We start from the raw sequence: 17,069 nt of genomic DNA, 5'->3' as shown, positions 1-17,069 counted from the left end.
AGGCTCCCAGTAGACGACTGGGTTGATAGGCCGGATATGGAAGCCCTGTGAGGGGTGGAGTTGACCGGTACTAATAGGCCGAGGGCTTGTCCTCAGTTGCTCGCGTCCACTGTGTTGTTCTGAAACAACGACCCCTACCCCGCCACGGGTGGGTGGCGACACGTTTCACCGTGTTTCGGTGGTCATAGCGTGAGGGAAACGCCCGGTTACATTCCGAACCCGGAAGCTAAGCCTCACAGCGCCGATGGTACTGCAGGGGGGACCCTGTGGGAGAGTAGGACGCCGCCGAACAATCTTTGTGGGAAAGCCCCCTGACGGGATGTCAGGGGGCTTTCTCGCGTTCCCGAGTCTGTCCGCTGCGTCGTTGGAGCGGTTCGGGCTGAAGGGGCCGGGGGGTGGGTGGTGACGTCCGGATCGGCCGGGTCGATCGGAGCGGTGGTGGTCGGGGAGTTGGAGCCGCTGGACGGGTCGGACGATGAAGCGCTGGTGGTGTCGGTGTCGGCGTGCGGCGGGGTGGTCTCGGACCGGTTCCCCTGCCCGGCCGGGACCAGGAGGATGGGGGTGCCGAAGCTGACCCAGCGGTTGTCGGCGCTGGTGGACACCTCTGCGGTGTGGCGGGCCCGGAGGGTGGTGCTGTAGTCGTTCGCGCCGACGGTTCTGCTGGCGGTCGGGTGTCCACGGTGGTGGTCGCAGCCCGGCTGGAGGCGCGGCGCAGGGAGGCGGCGCTGGCGCTCCAGCGGGCCCGGGGCGCGGGTGAGCCCGCGCTGACCGCCGTTCGGCTGCTGGAGGGGGCTCCGGTGGCCTTGGCGGGCCTGCTGGTGGGGTTGGGCGGTGTCCGTCCGGTGGACGGATGGGTGGCGCGCCGGGCGGGTCGGAAGCTGGTGCGTCGGCGGGGCCCGAGGCGGGCGTCGGGGTTGTCCGCGCGGCTGGTCGTGGAAGGGGCGGACGTGCCCCGGCTGCGGCTGTGTGGCCCCCGGCGGGAGCCGAGGCGGACCCTCAACTGGTGCTGGTGCCCGTGCTGGCCTGCGTGGTGCCCGACGTCCTTCACCGTCGCACCCTCCGGGAGGGGCGGGCGGTGACGTGGTGGTCTTGGGCCTGGCGCAGCGTCCGCTGCCGGTGGGGGTGTTGGGCCGGGTGCCGGGGGTGGTCGGGGTGCTCCAGGTGCGCGGCGGGCTGGCGGCGCTGACCTCGGACGAGACGGTGCGACCGTGAAGGGCGTCGGCTTGGACGGGGGTCGATCCGGCGGTGTTCGCCGTGGTGCCGAAGCTGGCTGAGCCGCTCGGCGTGAGGGTGGAACTCCCTTAGCTGGCAGAGCCGGTGACGGCAAATCGGTTTCCGGGCGGCTCGTTCTATGCGGACGCGGGAGCGAGCTGGTTCCGGGTGCGGGGCGCGGCTGCGGGGGCGGTCGCGCGGGCGACGGAGACCGCGCCGGCGGGTGGGGGCGTTGGGCTGCGGCGTACCGGTCGAAGTTCGTTTCCTGGATGGGAAGTTGATGTGGCGTCGGGGGAAGGTCTGGTGGCCGTGCTGGAGACGGTGTTCCGGGTATCGGCGGCGGCGGCACGCTGCTCGGGCCGGCGCTGCCGTGGCCGCTCGGTCCGGCCCTCGGCCTGCGGGCCTTCACGGCCGGTCCGGGTGCGCCGGCGCTCGCCTCGGACCGGGTGGCGGTCGGGCGGCGGGCCTTCACGGCCGGTCCGGGTGCGCCGGCGCTCGCCCCGGACCGGGCGGCGGTCGGGCGGCGGGCGCGGTGGTGCCGGAGGGGGTGGCGGGACGGCGGGTCGTTCCGCGGGTGCTCCGCTGGGGGAGGGCGCGCGGGGGCGGGGTGGTGCGCCGCGGGTGTGCGGTGCCGTCGGGTGCGACCGGCCTGTCGGTCGGGCGGAGTACCTTTCCCGGTGGCGTGTTCCTGATCGCGGGTGAGGTGTCCGGTGCAGCTGGCTCAGGTGGAGGGGGTCCTGGAGCGGATCACGTACGCCAACGAGGAGACGGGGTACACGGTCGCCCGGGTGGACACCGGGCGCGGGGCGAACGACCTGCTGACGGTGGTGGGGGCGCTGCTGGGGGCGCAGGTGGGGGAGAGCCTGCGGCTGTTCGGGCGGTGGGGCTCGCACCCGCAGTACGGGCGGCAGTTCACGGTGGAGAACTACACGACGGTGCTGCCGGCCACCGTCCAGGGCATCCGGCGGTACCTGGGCTCGGGGCTGATCAAGGGGATCGGGCCGCGGTTCGCGGAGCGGATCGTGGAGCGCTTCGGGGTGGAGACCCTGGAGGTGATCGAGAACGAGCCGCAGCGGCTGATCGAGGTGCCGGGCCTGGGCCCGAAGCGCACGAAGATGATCGCCAAGGCGTGGGAGGAGCAGAAGTCCATCAAGGAGGTGATGGTCTTCCTGCAGGGCGTCCAGGTGTCGACCTCGCTGGCGGTGCGGATCTACAAGCAGTACGGCGACGCCTCGATCGGGGTGGTGAAGAACCAGCCGTACCGCCTGGCGTCGGACGTGTGGGGCATCGGCTTCCTGACGGCGGACCGGATCGCGCAGGCGGTGGGCATCCCGCACGACTCGCCGGAGCGGGTGAAGGCGGGCCTGCAGTACGCGCTGTCGCAGTCCACCGATCAGGGGCACTGCTACCTGCCGGAGGAGCGGCTGATCGCGGACGGCGTGAAATTGCTCCAGGTGGACGTCGGGCTGGTGATCGACTGCCTGGCGGAGCTGGTCGCGGCGGAGGGGGTGGTCTGCGAGCGGCTGCCGGGGGCGGACGGGCAGCAGGTCACGGCGGTGTACCTGGTGCCGTTCCACCGGGCGGAGCTGTCGATGGCGGGCCAGCTGCTGCGGCTGCTGCGGGCGGACGGGGACCGGATGCCGTGGTTCCGGGACGTGGACTGGCCGGCCGCGCTGGGCTGGCTGGCGAAGCGGACGGGGGCGGAGCTGGCCCCGGAGCAGGAGCAGTCGGTGCGGCTGGCGCTGACCGAGAAGGTCGCGGTGCTGACCGGCGGCCCGGGCTGCGGCAAGTCCTTCACGGTGCGCTCGATCGTCCAGCTGGCGCTGGCGAAGCGGGCGAAGGTGGTGCTGGCGGCGCCGACCGGGCGGGCGGCGAAGCGGCTGGCGGAGCTGACCGGCGCGGAGGCGTCGACGGTGCACCGGCTGCTGGAGCTGAAGCCGGGCGGTGACGCGGCCTACGACCGGGACCGGCCGCTGGACGCGGACCTGGTGGTGGTCGACGAGGCCTCGATGCTGGACCTCATCCTGGCGAACAAGCTGGTCAAGGCGGTGGCGCCGGGCGCGCACCTGCTGTTCGTGGGGGACGTCGACCAGCTGCCCTCGGTGGGCGCGGGCGAGGTGCTGCGGGACATGCTCTCGCCCGGCAGCCCGATCCCGTCGGTCCGGCTGACCAGGATCTTCCGGCAGGCCCAGCAGTCCGGCGTGGTGGTGAACGCGCACCGGATCAACGAGGGCCTGCCGCCGCTGACCGAGGGCCTGCCGGACTTCTTCCTGTTCGTGGAGGACGACGCGGAGCGCGCGGCGGGCCTGACGGTGGACGTGGTGGCCCGCCGCATCCCGCAGCGCTTCGGCCTGGACCCGCGGCGCGACGTGCAGGTGCTGGCGCCGATGCACCGCGGCCCGGCCGGGGCCGGCGCGCTGAACACGCTGCTCCAGTCGGCCGTCACCCCGGCCCGCGAGGGCCTGCCCGAACGCCGCTTCGGCGGGCGGACGTTCCGGGTCGGCGACAAGGTCACCCAGATCCGGAACAACTACGACAAGGGGCGCAGCGGCGTCTTCAACGGCACAGTGGGCGTCGTGACGGCACTGAGCGTGGACGACCAGCGGCTGACGGTGATGACCGACGAGGACGAGGAGATCCCGTACGACTTCGACGAGCTGGACGAGCTGGCGCACGCGTACGCGGTGACGATCCACCGTTCGCAGGGCAGCGAGTACCCGGCGGTGGTGATTCCCGTCACCACCTCGGCGTGGACGATGCTCCAGCGCAACCTGTTGTACACGGCGGTGACGCGGGCCCGGAAGCTGGTGGTGCTGGTCGGGTCGCGCAAGGCCATCGGGCAGGCGGTGCGGGCGGTCAGCGCCGGTCGGCGGCACTCCGCGCTGGACCACAGATTGGCGGCGGGCTGAGTTCCAGGGGGTACGGTACGTTCAGAGGTTGTCTTGACGTGAAGAGATTTAGGGCGGAACCTGGTCCGGTGCCGCTGCCGATCTTGTCCGGTTCGCACCGGTGGCGGCAGCGGAGTTTGTAGGCCCCGGTCCTTCCCGGGGTCACCCCCGGGTGCGCGGCCGTCCTTCGGTGGGGGATCGTTGAGACAGTCAGGGCAGTCGGATGAGGATCAATTTCGTCGGTGAGGAAGACGTGAGCGACAAATCGGTAGTACTGCGGTACCAGGACGGCGAGTACGAGTACCCCGTCGTCGAGAGCACTGCGGGCAACTCCGGCTTCGACATCTCGAAGCTGCTTCCGCAGACCGGCCTGGTCACCCTGGACAACGGTTTTGGCAACACCGCCGCCAACAAGTCCGCGATCACCTTCATTGACGGTGACGCCGGAATCCTGCGCTACCGCGGCTACCCGATCGAGCAGCTGGCCTCGGAGGCCAACTTCATCGAGACCGCTTACCTGCTGATCAACGGCGAGCTGCCGAAGGCCGGCGAGCTGGAGGCGTTCAGCAACGAGATCACCCAGCACACCCTGCTGCACGAGGACGTCAAGCGCTTCTACCAGGGCTTCCCCCGGGACGCGCACCCGATGGCGATGCTCTCCTCGGTGGTCGGCGCGCTCTCCACGTTCTACCCGGAGAGCCACAACCCGTTCGACGAGGCGCAGCGCAACCTGTCGACGGTCCGCCTGCTGGCGAAGCTGCCGACCATCGCGGCCTACGCGTACAAGAAGGCGATGGGCCAGCCCTTCGTCTACCCGCGCAACGACCTCGGCTACGTCGAGAACTTCCTGCGGATGACCTTCGCCGTCCCGGCCGAGGACTACGAGCTGAACCCGGTCGTGGTCAACGCCCTGGACAAGCTGTTCATCCTGCACGCGGACCACGAGCAGAACTGCTCCACCTCGACGGTGCGCCTGGTGGGCTCCTCGCACGCCAACCTGTTCGCCTCGATCTCGGCGGGCATCTCGGCGCTCTGGGGCCCGCTGCACGGCGGTGCCAACCAGGCCGTGCTGGAGATGCTGGAGCAGATCCAGAAGGACGGCGGCGACGTCGACGGGTTCATCCGCAAGGTGAAGAACCGCGAGGACGGCGTCAAGCTGATGGGCTTCGGCCACCGCGTCTACAAGGCGTTCGACCCGCGCGCCGCGCAGGTCAAGGTGCTCGCCCACGAGGTGCTGGCCCAGCTCGGCCAGTCCGACGAGCTGCTGGAGATCGCGCTCAAGCTGGAGGAGCACGCGCTCAAGGACGACTTCTTCGTCTCGCGCAAGCTCTACCCGAACGTGGACTTCTACACCGGCCTGATCTACCGCGCGATGGGCTTCCCGACCAGCATGTTCACCGTGCTGTTCGCGATCGGCCGGCTCCCCGGCTGGATCGCCCACTGGCACGAGATGATCAAGGACCCGACCAGCCGGATCGGCCGCCCGCGGCAGATCTACACCGGCGTGGAGATCCGCGACTACGTGCCGCTCGACGCGCGCTGAGCCGTCGGCCGCAGGGCCGAAGGGGCCCGGTCCCGCCCTCCCGTACAGGGGGCGGGGCCGGGCCCCTTCGCGTGTCGCCGTGCTGGGGCGCACGGCGCCCGGGACGGGCCCGGTCGGGAACGGCCGCTCAAAGCGTCCCCGGGTCCGGGTCCGGCCCGGTGCCGTGCGCGAGGGCGGTCGACGAATCGACAGCCCGTCCGGGGCCCGCCGGAGCCCCGCTCTACAAAAGGTAAGACGTACCAGGGGGCGCAGAGTTACGCCGGGGGGGTGTGAGTTGGCTCTCTCCACTCTCCGTGTGCGTCCGCGCACCCGGGCGTCCGCGCGCATACCACACCGTACGGCCGGCGTACGGCGTCACCCACCCCACCGGCCTCGCAACCCAGCGTGATAGGAATCGTGGCAATCCGGTACGGACCGCCCGCGGCGCGCGGCGCGGCGAACGGTCAGGGAGGGAGTGCGCAATGGCCAGGAACGTCGTCGTCACCGGTGGTGGCACCGGCATCGGGCTGGATCTGGCCCGGCGCTTCGCCGAGGCCGGGGAGCGGGTGGTGATCGTCGGCCGCCGCCCCGGCGTCCTCGACCGCGCCGTCCGGGAGCTCGGCCCGAACGTCACCCCGCTGGTGTGCGACCTGGCCGACCCGGACGCGGTGGAGGCCGCCCTGGACGTGCTGCCCGCCCGGATCGACGTGCTGGTCAACAACGCCGGCAGCCGGGAGACCGTGCCCGGCGCCGGACCGCACGCGGTGCTGGCCCGCTGGCGCGGCGACTTCGAACGCAACGTGCTGACCGCGGTGCTGCTCACCGAGTCCGTCCGCGACCGGCTCACCCCCGGCTCCGGCCGGGTGGTCACCGTCTCCTCGATCGCCGCGCTGCGCGGCGCGGGCTCCTACGGGGCCGCGAAGGCCTCCCTGCACGCCTGGAACCACTTCCTGGCCGCCCAGCTCGGCCCGTCCGGGATCACCGCCAACATCGTCGCCCCGGGCACCGTCGCGGGCACCGAGTTCTTCGGCCCGCGACTGGACGAGGCCGAGGTGGCCCGGCGCTCGGCGCGCACGCTGCTCGGCCGGATCGGCGAGCCCGGGGAGGTCGCCGCCGCCGTCTACTTCCTCGCCTCCGCCGAGGCCGGGTTCATCACCGGCGAGATCCTGCACTGCAACGGCGGCGAACTGCTGGGCCATTGACGCTCCGTCAGGTTGTGCGGAACCTGCGGAGGCGGAGGCTGTTGGCGATGACGAAGAGGGAGGAGGTGGCCATGGCGGCTCCGGCGATCACGGGGTTGAGGAGGCCGGTGGCGGCGAGGGGGATGGCGGCGGTGTTGTAGGCGAAGGCCCAGAAGAGGTTGCCTTTGATGGTGGTGAGGGTGTGGCGGGCGAGGCGGATGGCGTCGGCTGCGGTGCGCAGGTCGTCGTGCAGGAGGGTGAGGTCGGCGGCGTGGATGGCGGCGTCGGTGCCGGTGGCGAGGGCGAGTCCGAGGTCGGCTTGGGCGAGGGCGGCGGCGTCGTTGACGCCGTCGCCGACCATGGCGACGGTGTGGCCTTGGTGTTGGAGGTCTCGGATGGTGGCGGCTTTGTCGTGGGGGAGGACGTCGGCGTGGACGTCGTGGGCGGGGATGCCGACTTCGGCGGCGATCGTCTCGGCGGTGGCCCGGTTGTCGCCGGTGAGCAGGATGGGGCGCAGGCCCAGGGCGCGTAGTCGGGTGACGGCTTCGGCGCTGGTGGGTTTGAGGGTGTCGGCGACTTCCAGGACGGCGTGGGGTGTGCCGTCCCAGCCGAGGGTGATGGCGGTCCGTCCGGCTTGTTCGGCGGTGGTCTTGGCGGCGGCGAGGGCGGATGGCAGGGGGGTGTCGAGGAGGGTGGGGCGTCCGGCGGTGACGGTGTGTCCGTCGATGGTGCCTCGCACGCCCAGGCCGGGGAGGTTCTCGAAGTCCTCGACGGGGGGCAGGTCACCCAGCCGCTCCCGGGCGGCGGTGGCGATGGCGCGGGCGATGGGGTGTTCGGAGGCGTGTTCGAGGGCTCCGGCGAGTCGTAGTGCGTGGTTCTCGTCGGTGTCCTGGGTGGTGTGGAGGGCGTGGAGGGTCATCTGTCCGGTGGTGAGGGTGCCGGTCTTGTCGAGGACGACGGTGTCGGCTCTGCGGGTGTTCTCCAGGACTTCGGGGCCCTTGATGAGGATGCCGAGTTGGGCGCCGCGTCCGGTGCCGACGAGGAGGGCGGTGGGGGTGGCCAGGCCCAGGGCGCAGGGGCAGGCGATGATCAGGACGGCGACGGCGGCGGTGAAGGCCTGGGCGGGGTGGTGGTCGGTCAGGAGCCAGCCGGTCAGGGTGGCGAGGGCGATCAGGATCACGGCGGGGACGAAGACGGCGGAGATCCGGTCGGCCAGGCGTTGGGCGGCGGCTTTGCCGTTCTGGGCGTCCTCGACGAGTCGGGCCGTGCGGGCCAGTTGGGTGTCGGCGCCGACGCGGGTGGCTTGCACGAGCAGTCGGCCGCCGGCGTTGACGGTGGCGCCGGTGACGGTGTCCCCGGTGGTGACCTCGACGGGTACGGATTCGCCGGTGAGCATGGAGGCGTCCACGGCGGAGGTGCCTTCGACCACGGTGCCGTCGGTGGCGATCTTCTCGCCGGGGCGCACCACGAACCGGTCGCCGACGGCGAGTTGCCCGATCGGGACGCGGACCTCCCGGCCGTCGCGCAGCACCGCCACGTCCTTCGCGCCGAGGTCGAGCAGGGCGTGCAGGGCGGCGCCGGCCCGGCGCTTGGAGCGGGCTTCCAGCCAGCGGCCGAGCAGGATCAAGGTGGTGACGGCGGACGCGGTCTCCAGGTAGAGCGCGGAGGAGGCGTCGGTGGCGCCGGCGGTGAGCGAGAAGGTGTGCCGCATGCCGGGCATCCCGGCGTCGCCCCAGAACAGCGCCCACAGCGACCAGCCGAACGCGGCCAGGGTGCCGAGCGAGACCAGGGTGTCCATGGTCGCCGCGCCGTGCCGGGCGTTGGTCCAGGCGGCCCGGTGGAACGGCAGGCCGCCGTACACGACGACCGGGCCGGTGAGCGCGAAGGCCAGCCACTGCCAGTTGTCGAACTGCAGGGCGGGGACCATCGAGAGCAGCACGACGGGGACGCTGAGCACGGCGCTGACCAGCAGCCGGTCGCGCAGGGGGTCGGGCTCGGCGGACCCGGCGGGGTCGGCGGGCCCGGGGGCGGGCGCGGCGGGCGGGGGCGGGAGTTCGGCGGTGTAGCCGGTCCGCTCCACGGTGGCGATCAGGTCGGCGACGCTGGTGCCGGGGCCGAAGTCCACCCGGGCCTTCTCGGTCGCGTAGTTGACGCTGGCCCGTACGCCGTCGATCCGGTTGAGCCTCTTCTCGATCCGGGCGGCGCAGGAGGCGCAGGTCATGCCGCCGATGGACAGCTCGACGCGGTCGCGGGCGGCGGGGTCGGTGGTGGTGCTCATCAGCTCGTCCGGTTCGCTCGGGTTCGCTCGGGTGTGGGTGTGGTGCGCTGCGGTGCGCAGACGGGCGGGCGGGGCGGCGCGGGGCCGCCCCGTGGCGGGTCAGGCGGCCCGGCCGACCAGTTCGTAGCCGGCCTCGTCCACCGCGGCGGCGATCTGCTCGTCGCTGGGGGCGGGCTCGGCGGTGACGGTGACGGTGCCGGCCTGGGCGTCGGCGGTGACCGCGGTGACGCCGGGCAGCGCGGAGACCTCGCCGTCGATCGCCTTCTCGCAGTGGCCGCAGCTCATCCCGCTGACGGTGTAGGTGACGGTGCTGGACATGGGAACCTCCCGGAACGTGCTGGGGCGGGGCCGGATGCCGGGCCCGAGGCGGGCTGCGCCTCGGACAACCACAGTACCCCCTGGGGGTATTCCGCCGAGGGCGGGGCGCGTTCCGGCCCGCACGTCCGCGGCCCGCCCCCGAGGGTAGTGCGCGCCGGATCGGGAGCGGCGGCGCCGGGCGGCTCCACGCCGGGCCGCCCGTCGGCGGTCATCCGAACGGCCAGGCCCGGCGGGGCGCCGCCGCCCGGGGCGCGGGCCCGGGCCGGGCGTCCGGGTGCCCTGCGTCCGGTGCCGCCGGTGTTTCGCCCGGACGGAGCAGGGTGGCCCGCTGTCCGATATGTTCGGTAGGTGCACTTTCGACGCGGGAACGGCACGCCGTCCGGCCGCACCGGCGGAGTGCCGCCCAGCCGGCAGCGCAACGCCCTGCTGGCGGCCGACCTCCAGGACCTGTCGCTGCTGCGGCGGGCCGGGCCCGCGCTGCTCGCCATCGCGATCGTCTCCCTCGCCGACTACCTCTCCGGGCAGGACCGCTACCTGGCCCCGCTGATGGTCGTCGTCCCGTCGGTCGCCGCGCTCACCCTGCGCCCGCGCGAACTGCTCGCGGTCTGCTTCCTCGGCCTGATGGCACTGCTCGTCCTCAGCGGCTACGACGAGGTCGACAACCTCAACGACAGCCGCTTCCTGTACGGCGCGATGGTCAGCTACGTCGCGGTCACCGCGCTCAGCGCCGGGATCGCCGAACTGCGGATGCGAAGAGCCGCGGCCTTCGCCGCCGTCAGCTCGGTCGCGGAGGCCGCCCAGCGGGCGCTGCTGCGCCAGCCCGAACCGGTGGTCGGGCCGCTGCGGCTGGCCGTGCGGTACGTGTCCGCCGCGGACGCCGCCCGGATCGGCGGCGACCTCTACTCCGTCCTGGACACCCCGTACGGCACCCGGGTGCTGGTCGGCGACGTCCGCGGCAAGGGGCTCGGGGCGGTGCAGACCGCCGCGGTGGTGCTCGGCGCGTTCCGGGAGGCCGCGTACGACGAGGAGCGGCTGCCCGCGGTGGCCGGGCGGATCGAGGCCAGCATGCGCCGGCACGTGCCCGACGGGGAGTTCACCACCGCGGTGTTCGCCGCCTTCCGCGAGCCCGGCAGCGTCGACCTGCTGCACCTGGGCCACGTCCCGCCGCTGCGGGTGCGCGCCGACGGGCGGGCCGAGGTGCTCGAACCCGCGGACCCCTGGCTGCCGCTCGGCCTCGGCCACCTGGTCAGCGGCCGGCCCAGCCCGACCGCCGTGCCGTTCGGCCCGCGCGACGTGCTGGTGCTGTGCACCGACGGCGTGATCGAGGCGAAGGGCGCGCCCGGCGGCGAGTTCTACCCGCTGGCCGAACGCGCCGGGCCGCTGGTCCGCGACGGCTGGCGCTCGCTGGCCGACCTCGACGCCGCCGTCGCCCGCCTGTACGCCGACCTGCTGGCGCACACCGGCGGCGAACTCGGCGACGACGCGCTGCTGCTGCTGGTCACCCGGCCCGCGCCGGACGCGGTGCCCTGAGCCGGGCGGGGACGCTCACTTCGCGTCCCCGTAGCAGTCGACCACGGCAGTGCTCAGCGGGAAGCGCACCGGGGTGTCACCGAAGACCAGGGCGGTGGCCTCCTCGGCGGCCTCGGCGACGGCGGCGGCGACGGCGTCGGCCAGGTCGGCGGGGGTGTGCACCACCACCTCGTCGTGCTGGAAGAACACCAGGTGCGGGCGGTCGTCGCCGGAGCGCAGCGCGGCCAGCCGGCGGCGCAGCGCCGCCAGCAGGGCCAGCGCCCAGTCCGCGCCGCTGCCCTGGATCACGAAGTTGCGGGTGAACCGGCCGCGGGCGCGGGCCGAGCGGCCGCCCGCCTCGCCGGACTCCGGGGCCTCCGTCAGGTCCAGCCAGTCCGCCGAGGGCGGCGGGCAGGCCCGGCCCAGCCGGGAGGACACCACCCCGCCGTCCTCCCCGGTGCGGGCCGCCGCCTCCACGTACCCCATCGCCGCCGGGTAGCGGCGGCGCAGCGTGTTCAGCAGCGGGCCGATGCCGCCGCCGGTCTGGCCGTACATCGCGCCCAGCAGGCCCAGCTTCGCCTTGTCCCGGTCGCCCTGGAACGCGCTCGCGGCCAGCGCCGCGTACAGGTCGCCGCCGGCGGCCGTCCGGGCCAGCCCGGCGTCCCCCGACAGGGCGGCCAGCACCCGGGGCTCCAGCTGCGCCGCGTCCGCGACCACCAGCAGCCAGCCCGGATCGGCCACCACCGCGCCGCGCAGGGTGCGCGGGATCTGCAGCGCGCCGCCGCCGCGCGAGGCCCAGCGGCCCGTCACCACGCCGCCCACCACGTACTCCGGGCGGAACCGGCCGCCGCGCGCCCAGGCCGCCTGCCAGGCCCAGCCGTGCGCGGCGTGCAGCCGGGACAGCTCCTTGTAGCGCACCATCAGGGCCGCCGCCGGGTGGTCCACCGCCTTCAGCTCCCAGGAGCGGGTCGAGGACAGCTGGACGCCCCGGTCGGCGAACGCCTTGATCACCTGGGTGTGCGAGTCCAGGTTGAACGGGCGGGCGCCCAGCGCGTGCTGCACCTCCAGGGCCAGCTCGGCGAGCTTCGGCGGCAGCGCGCCCGGGATCGCCGGGCGCGGCCCGAGCAGCTCGGTCAGCAGCCCGTCGTGCACGTCGGAGCGCCAGGGCAGCCCGTCGTGCGCCATCTCGCAGGCCAGCAGCGCCCCCGCCGACTCGGCCGCCACCAGCAGCCGGAACCGGGCGCGGGCCGCCGGGTCGGCGATCGCCGCGAGCCGCCGCAGCTGCTCCGCGTGGACCGCCACGGTGGCCTCCAACTGGTCCGTTCCCGGCGGCAGTTGCAGCCGGTCCGGGGCGAACAGGCCGTCCTCGTCGGGCAGCGCGCCCTCCGGCAGGTCGGCCGGCACCGGCAGGCCGCGCAGCCGGGCCCAGGCCGCGCCCAGCGAACGCGGCGCCCCGAACCGGCCCTCCCGGCCCAGCAGCAGCGCCTCGGTCAGCCGCAGGTCGTGGCAGCGCGCCAGCCGCTCCGGCAGGGCGGCCAACAGCGGGCCGTACCCGGTGTCCGCCGTCGGCCACACCCAGCGCGGGGCGTGCGCGGCCTCCACCGCGGCCACCGCCTCGGCGAGTCGCGGCGCGCGCTCGGGCGGGCCCAGCGGCGCGCCGTCCTCGCCGAGCGGCCGCAGTCGGCCGCCCGGGCCGTGCGGGTCGGGCACCAGGGCGTAGCGCACGGGCGGCGGCTCCTCTCGGCCGGCTGTTTCGGTGCTTCTCGGTGCTGCTCAGTGCTTCTCGGGGGCGTCCGGGGCCCGGGGACGGGACCTGACGACGGTAGCCGGTGGGGGTGACAGCCGGCGTCGCGGCGCGAGCGGGAGACGCGCGGGTGAAGGGGCGCGCGGGCCGGGGGTACGCGGCCGGAAGGGGTGCGCGGGCCGGGGGAGGGGGTGCGGGCCGGGGCGGGTGGGGCGCGCGGGGCGGGGCCGGGCGGCGGCTTGCCGTGCCAGTGTTCCGCCGGCGCCCGGGGGCCCGTAATCTCGCCGACATGAGCGACAATCCCTTCCTCTCGCCCAGCGCCCTGGTGTACGAGCTCCCGCCCTTCGCCGAGATCCGGGAAGAGCACTACCGCCCGGCCTTCGAGCGGGGCATGGCCGACCAGCTCGCCGAGGTCGCCGCGATCGCCGCGGACCCCGAGCCGCCGACCTTCGACAACACCGTGGTGGCGCTGGAGCGTTCGGGAGCGGTGCTGCGCCGGGTGACGGCGGTCTTCTTCAACCAGGACTCCTCCGACACCACCCCCGGCGTCCAGGCGCTCGACGCCGAGATCAGCCCCCTGCTGGCCGCGCACGCCGACGCGATCCACCTCGACCCGGCGCTGTTCGCCCGGCTCGACGCCCTGCACCGGGCCCGGCACGGCCTCGGCCTGGACGCCGAGTCGCTGCGCCTGCTGGAGCGCCGGCACACCGCCTTCGTCCGGGCCGGCGCCCGCCTGGACGCCGACGGCCAGCGCCGGCTGCGCGAGATCAACGCCGAACTCGCCGCCGACGGCGCCGCGTTCCGCAGGAACACGCACGCGGCCTCGCTGGCCGGCGCGGTCGCGGTGGACAGCGCCGCCGCCCTCGACGGCCTGCCCGAGGCCGAGATCGCCGCCGCCGCGGAGAACGCCCGGGCGCTCGGCCGGGACGGCCGCTGGGTGCTCAGCCTGAAGAACTTCTCCCAGCAGACCGAACTCGCCCGCCTCACCGACCGCGACCTGCGCCGCCGCCTGCTCACCGCCTCGCTCAGCCGCGGCCTGGACACCAACGGCCCGCTCGCCGCCGAGATGGCCGCGCTGCGCGCCGAACGCGCCGCCCTGCTCGGCCACCCCACCCACGCCTCGTACGTGGTCGCCGACGAGACGGCCGGCACCGTCGAGGCGGTCGGCGCGATGCTCGGCCGGCTGGTCGCCCCCGCCGTCGCCAACGCCGAGCGCGAGGCCGCCGACCTGGCCGCCGCCGCGGCCGCCGACGGGATCGACGACCTGGCCGCCCACGACTGGGCGTTCTACGCCGAGAAGGTGCGCGCCGAGCGCTACGACGTGGACACCGCGGCGCTGCGCCCCTACTTCGAGCTGGAGCGGGTGCTGCGCGACGGCGTCTTCTTCGCGGCCGGGCTCGCCTACGGGCTGACCTTCACCGAGCGGCCCGACCTGACCGCGTACCACCCCGACGCGCGGGTCTTCGAGGTGTTCGACGCGGACGGCTCGGCGCTGGGCCTGTTCATCGGGGACTTCCACGCCCGCGAGTCCAAGCGCGGCGGCGCCTGGATGAACGAACTCGTCGCCCAGTCGCGGCTGCTGGGCACCCGCCCGGTGGTCGTCAACAACCTCAACATCGCCCGCCCGGCGCCCGGCGAGCCCGCCCTGCTCAGCTGGGACGAGGTGCGCACCCTGTTCCACGAGTTCGGGCACGCGCTGCACGGGCTGTTCTCGGACGTCGAGTACCCGTCGTTCGCGGGCACCGAGGTGCCGCGCGACTTCGTCGAGTTCCCGTCCCAGGTCAACGAGATGTGGATGACCCGGCCCGAGGTGCTGGCCAACTACGCCCGCCACCACGAGAGCGGCGAGCCGCTGGACGCCGCCGTGGTCGGGCGGATGCTCGCCGCCGAGAACTACGGGCAGGGCTTCCGGACCGTCGAGTACCTGTCGGCGGCGCTGCTCGACTGGGCCTGGCACACCCGCGGCGCGGACGACCCGGTCGTCGCGGACGCGGAGGAGTTCGAGGCGCGGGCGCTGGCCGAGGCGGGCATCGCGGTCGCGGCGGTGCCGCCGCGCTACCGCACCGGGTACTTCAACCACGTGTTCTCGAACGGGTACAGCGCCGGGTACTACGCGTACATCTGGTCGGAGGTGCTGGACGCGGAGACGGTGGAGTGGTTCGGCTCCGGCGGGCGCGACGCGCGGGAGAGCGGGCAGCTGTTCCGGGAGCGGCTGCTGTCGCGGGGCGGGAGCCGGGACGCGCTGGAGTGCGTGCGGGACGTGCTGGGGCGGGAGCCGGAGATCGGGCCGCTGCTGGTCCGCCGGGGGCTCGACTAGGGGCGCGCGGTCGCCCGGGTCGGGGGCTACGAGGCGAAGACCGGCCCGTAGCCGGGGGCCGGGCGGCCGTCGGGGGTGAGGGCGCAGTAGCCGCCGTCGCCGCGGCACCAGTACCACATGGTCCAGCCGGCGGCGAAGGCGCGCATGGCGGTGAGCTGGCGGCGGATCAGTTCGGCGTTGCCGGGGGTGGCGGCGGAGGGCGGGCCCCACTCGCCGACCAGGACGGGCAGCCGGTGGGCGCGGGGGTAGGCGGTGACGGCGGCGGTGTACGCCTCGACGAAGCCGCCGGACGGGTCCCAGTCCAGGCCGGCCTCGACGGCGGTGTCGTAGAAGTGCGGGGCGTAGCCGATCCGGTCGGCGCCGGGGCGGGGGTCGGTGAAGCCGGGCAGGCGGGTGGGGACGCCCTGGCCGACCAGGACGGTGGGTTCGACGAACAGCCAGGCATCGCGGTCGGCCCGGCGGACGGCGGTGATCAGGCGGCGGTACATCGCGGCGAGCCGGCCCCGTTCCAGGGCGGCGGAGGCGGCGGCGAGGACGGCCGGGTCGGCGGGGTCGCCGGCGACCGGGCCGAAGGGCTCGTTGAACAGGTCGTAGCCGAGCAGGGCGGGCGCGCCGCGCAGTTCGCGGGCGACGGTGGTGTACAGGTCGGCCTGGGCGCGGCGCAGGTCCGGGTCGTCGTAGAGGTGGCGGAAGGCGGCCTGGACGGCGGGCTGGAAGTAGCCGGCGAACCAGTCGTCCGGGTCGGGGGTGAAGGGCAGGCCGTCGTCGCGGGTGGCCCAGGCGGGGGCGCCGCCGTCGCCGCCGAGGAAGTACTGGCCGTAGACGTCCTGGTGGAAGTCGACCACCGCGTACAGGCGGTACTCCGCGGCCCAGTCCAGGAGCCGGTGCAGCCGGGCGAGTCGGGCCCGGTCGTAGTGGCTGCGGGCGGGTTCGAGCCGGGACCAGGAGACCGCGATCCGGACCAGCCGGAAGCCGGCGGCGGAGAGCGCGCGCAGGTCGGCCTCGGTGGTCTCGTCGTACTTGTCGAGGTTGAAGCCGCGCAGGTCCAGGACCCGGCCGCGGCGGTCGGTGAGGACGGTGCGGCCGTCGGCGAGGGTGGTGGCGGAGACCTCGCGGGCGGCGGCCGGGCCGCGGGCGGCGGACCGGCCGGGGCCGGCGGGCGGCCCGGCCGAGACGGTGCCGAGGACGGCGGCGGCGGTGAGCAGTAGGGCGGCGGCGGAGCGGAGGACGCGCACGGGGGCACCTCACGGCGGGCGGGGGCGGGGTGCGCCGATCCTGCCGGAGCCGCCCCCGCCGCACAAGAGGTGAGACATGCTCATGTTCGGTGCGACGTAAGGGGGTTCAGGACTCCGGGGCGGCCAGCATCGGCGGCAGGTCGGCGGCGGCGGAGAGCCGCCCCCACAGCAGGTCGGCGAGGGCCTGCACCATCCGGGCGCGCGGGCAGGGGCGGGTCTCCAGCCACCAGTCGCCGGCGGCCAGCACCATGCCGGTGATCGAACGCCCCCAGGTCTCGGAGAGCAGCGGGCCGTCCTGGCCGAGGTCGACCTGCTGCTGGATGGCGCGGGTGATCTCCTCGGCGATCTGCCGCAGCGCGGGCGCCAGCGCGTTGCCCGCCCCGGTGGGGTCGCCCGGCTCGGGGTGGGTGAGCAGCCGGTACACCTGCGGGCGGGACTCGATCGCGGCCAGGTAGACGTCCAGCACGTGCTCGACCCGGTCGCGGCGCTCCAGCGGCTCGTTCAGCGCCGCGCGGACGGCGGCCAGCAGCCCGGCGGTGTGGCGCTGGGTCAGCGCGCCGATCAGGCCGTTCCGGTCGCCGAAGTGCCGGTAGAGGATGGGCTTGGTGATGCCGGCCTCGGCGGCGATCGCGTTCATGCTGGCGCCCGGGCCCTCGCGCTGGACGACCCGGTCGGCGGCGTTGAGCAGTTGCTCGCGGCGGGGCTCGGTGCGGTCGGCGGCGCGGGGGCCGGCGGGCGGGCCGGTGCGGGGGTCGGTGGTCATGCGCTGCTCCTCGTGCGGGCGGGTAGGCGGATCGGCGGGCGTTGACACCGGTTACCTATCGGTAGCAGACTCGCCGCCATGTTACCGGAGGTAACAGCGCAG

The 17,069-nt window shown here is 74.3% G+C and carries 12 protein-coding genes and 1 rRNA gene; 8 read left to right on the top strand and 5 right to left on the bottom strand.

Features of this window, described 5'->3' with window-relative positions; genetic code table 11:
- Window positions 1-174 precede the first annotated feature (174 nt).
- The 6 genes from rrf to K353_RS08830 all read left to right on the top strand — a co-directional run bounded on the left by rrf (window position 175) and on the right by K353_RS08830 (window position 6,824).
- Window positions 175-291: ribosomal RNA gene (rrf, locus tag K353_RS08845) — 5S ribosomal RNA — on the top strand.
- A 111-nt stretch (window positions 292-402) separates the two neighbouring features.
- Window positions 403-639 (top strand): hypothetical protein, encoded by a 237-nt coding sequence (locus K353_RS34280; RefSeq protein ID WP_158585371.1) that lies wholly within the window; start codon window positions 403-405, stop codon window positions 637-639.
- Between the two features lie 441 nt (window positions 640-1,080).
- Window positions 1,081-1,212 carry a hypothetical protein gene (locus tag K353_RS36485; protein ID WP_255410692.1) on the top strand — a complete coding sequence of 44 codons (132 nt, stop codon included), beginning with the start codon at window positions 1,081-1,083 and terminating at the stop codon, window positions 1,210-1,212.
- Between the two features lie 710 nt (window positions 1,213-1,922).
- Window positions 1,923-4,121 (top strand): ATP-dependent RecD-like DNA helicase, encoded by a 2,199-nt coding sequence (locus tag K353_RS08840; RefSeq protein ID WP_111553018.1) that lies wholly within the window; start codon window positions 1,923-1,925, stop codon window positions 4,119-4,121.
- A gap of 232 nt (window positions 4,122-4,353) precedes the next feature.
- The gene (locus tag K353_RS08835; protein ID WP_111553017.1) at window positions 4,354-5,643 is read left to right on the top strand and encodes a citrate synthase; all 1,290 of its coding nucleotides are present in this window, start codon (window positions 4,354-4,356) and stop codon (window positions 5,641-5,643) included.
- Between the two features lie 461 nt (window positions 5,644-6,104).
- Window positions 6,105-6,824 (top strand): SDR family NAD(P)-dependent oxidoreductase, encoded by a 720-nt coding sequence (locus tag K353_RS08830; RefSeq protein ID WP_111553016.1) that lies wholly within the window; start codon window positions 6,105-6,107, stop codon window positions 6,822-6,824.
- 7 nt (window positions 6,825-6,831) lie between these two features.
- Here the strand turns inward: K353_RS08830 and K353_RS08825 are convergent, their stop codons facing one another.
- Both K353_RS08825 and K353_RS08820 read right to left on the bottom strand, forming a co-directional pair.
- A complete protein-coding gene (locus tag K353_RS08825; protein ID WP_111553015.1) occupies window positions 6,832-9,081 on the bottom strand; it encodes a cation-translocating P-type ATPase in 2,250 nt (749 codons plus the stop codon).
- Between the two features lie 99 nt (window positions 9,082-9,180).
- Window positions 9,181-9,399 (bottom strand): heavy-metal-associated domain-containing protein, encoded by a 219-nt coding sequence (locus K353_RS08820; protein WP_100840336.1) that lies wholly within the window; start codon window positions 9,397-9,399, stop codon window positions 9,181-9,183.
- A 348-nt stretch (window positions 9,400-9,747) separates the two neighbouring features.
- Between K353_RS08820 and K353_RS08815 the strand changes: the two genes are divergently transcribed.
- Entirely contained in the window at window positions 9,748-10,929 is a 1,182-nt protein-coding gene (locus K353_RS08815) for a PP2C family protein-serine/threonine phosphatase (protein WP_111553014.1), read from the top strand.
- Window positions 10,930-10,944: 15 nt separating this feature from the next.
- Here the strand turns inward: K353_RS08815 and K353_RS08810 are convergent, their stop codons facing one another.
- A complete protein-coding gene (locus K353_RS08810) occupies window positions 10,945-12,633 on the bottom strand; it encodes a bifunctional 3'-5' exonuclease/DNA polymerase (RefSeq protein ID WP_111553013.1) in 1,689 nt (562 codons plus the stop codon).
- A 308-nt stretch (window positions 12,634-12,941) separates the two neighbouring features.
- Between K353_RS08810 and K353_RS08805 the strand changes: the two genes are divergently transcribed.
- Entirely contained in the window at window positions 12,942-14,969 is a 2,028-nt protein-coding gene (locus K353_RS08805) for a M3 family metallopeptidase (RefSeq protein ID WP_111553012.1), read from the top strand.
- 26 nt (window positions 14,970-14,995) lie between these two features.
- On the opposite strand, the gene K353_RS08800 is transcribed toward K353_RS08805, so the two are convergent.
- Both K353_RS08800 and K353_RS08795 read right to left on the bottom strand, forming a co-directional pair.
- Entirely contained in the window at window positions 14,996-16,204 is a 1,209-nt protein-coding gene (locus tag K353_RS08800) for a glycoside hydrolase family 5 protein (protein WP_111553011.1), read from the bottom strand.
- Window positions 16,205-16,310: 106 nt separating this feature from the next.
- Window positions 16,311-16,967, bottom strand: coding sequence for a TetR family transcriptional regulator (locus K353_RS08795; protein WP_111553010.1), 657 nt, complete (start codon window positions 16,965-16,967; stop codon window positions 16,311-16,313).
- Window positions 16,968-17,069: the final 102 nt, after the last annotated feature.

Source organism: Kitasatospora sp. SolWspMP-SS2h, from assembly GCF_003259315.1.
GTDB lineage: Bacteria > Actinomycetota > Actinomycetes > Streptomycetales > Streptomycetaceae > Kitasatospora > Kitasatospora fiedleri.
Note: the sequence above shows the minus strand (reverse complement) of the source record. Positions and strands in the feature narration are given on the sequence as shown.

Coding starts and splice junctions, on each gene's coding strand:
- K353_RS08830 (WP_111553016.1), top strand. CDS start 6,105: ATGGCCAGGAACGTCGTCGTCACCGGTGGTGGCACCGGCATCGGGCTG.
- K353_RS08825 (WP_111553015.1), bottom strand. CDS start 9,081: ATGAGCACCACCACCGACCCCGCCGCCCGCGACCGCGTCGAGCTGTCC.
- K353_RS08820 (WP_100840336.1), bottom strand. CDS start 9,399: ATGTCCAGCACCGTCACCTACACCGTCAGCGGGATGAGCTGCGGCCAC.
- K353_RS08805 (WP_111553012.1), top strand. CDS start 12,942: ATGAGCGACAATCCCTTCCTCTCGCCCAGCGCCCTGGTGTACGAGCTC.
- K353_RS08795 (WP_111553010.1), bottom strand. CDS start 16,967: ATGACCACCGACCCCCGCACCGGCCCGCCCGCCGGCCCCCGCGCCGCC.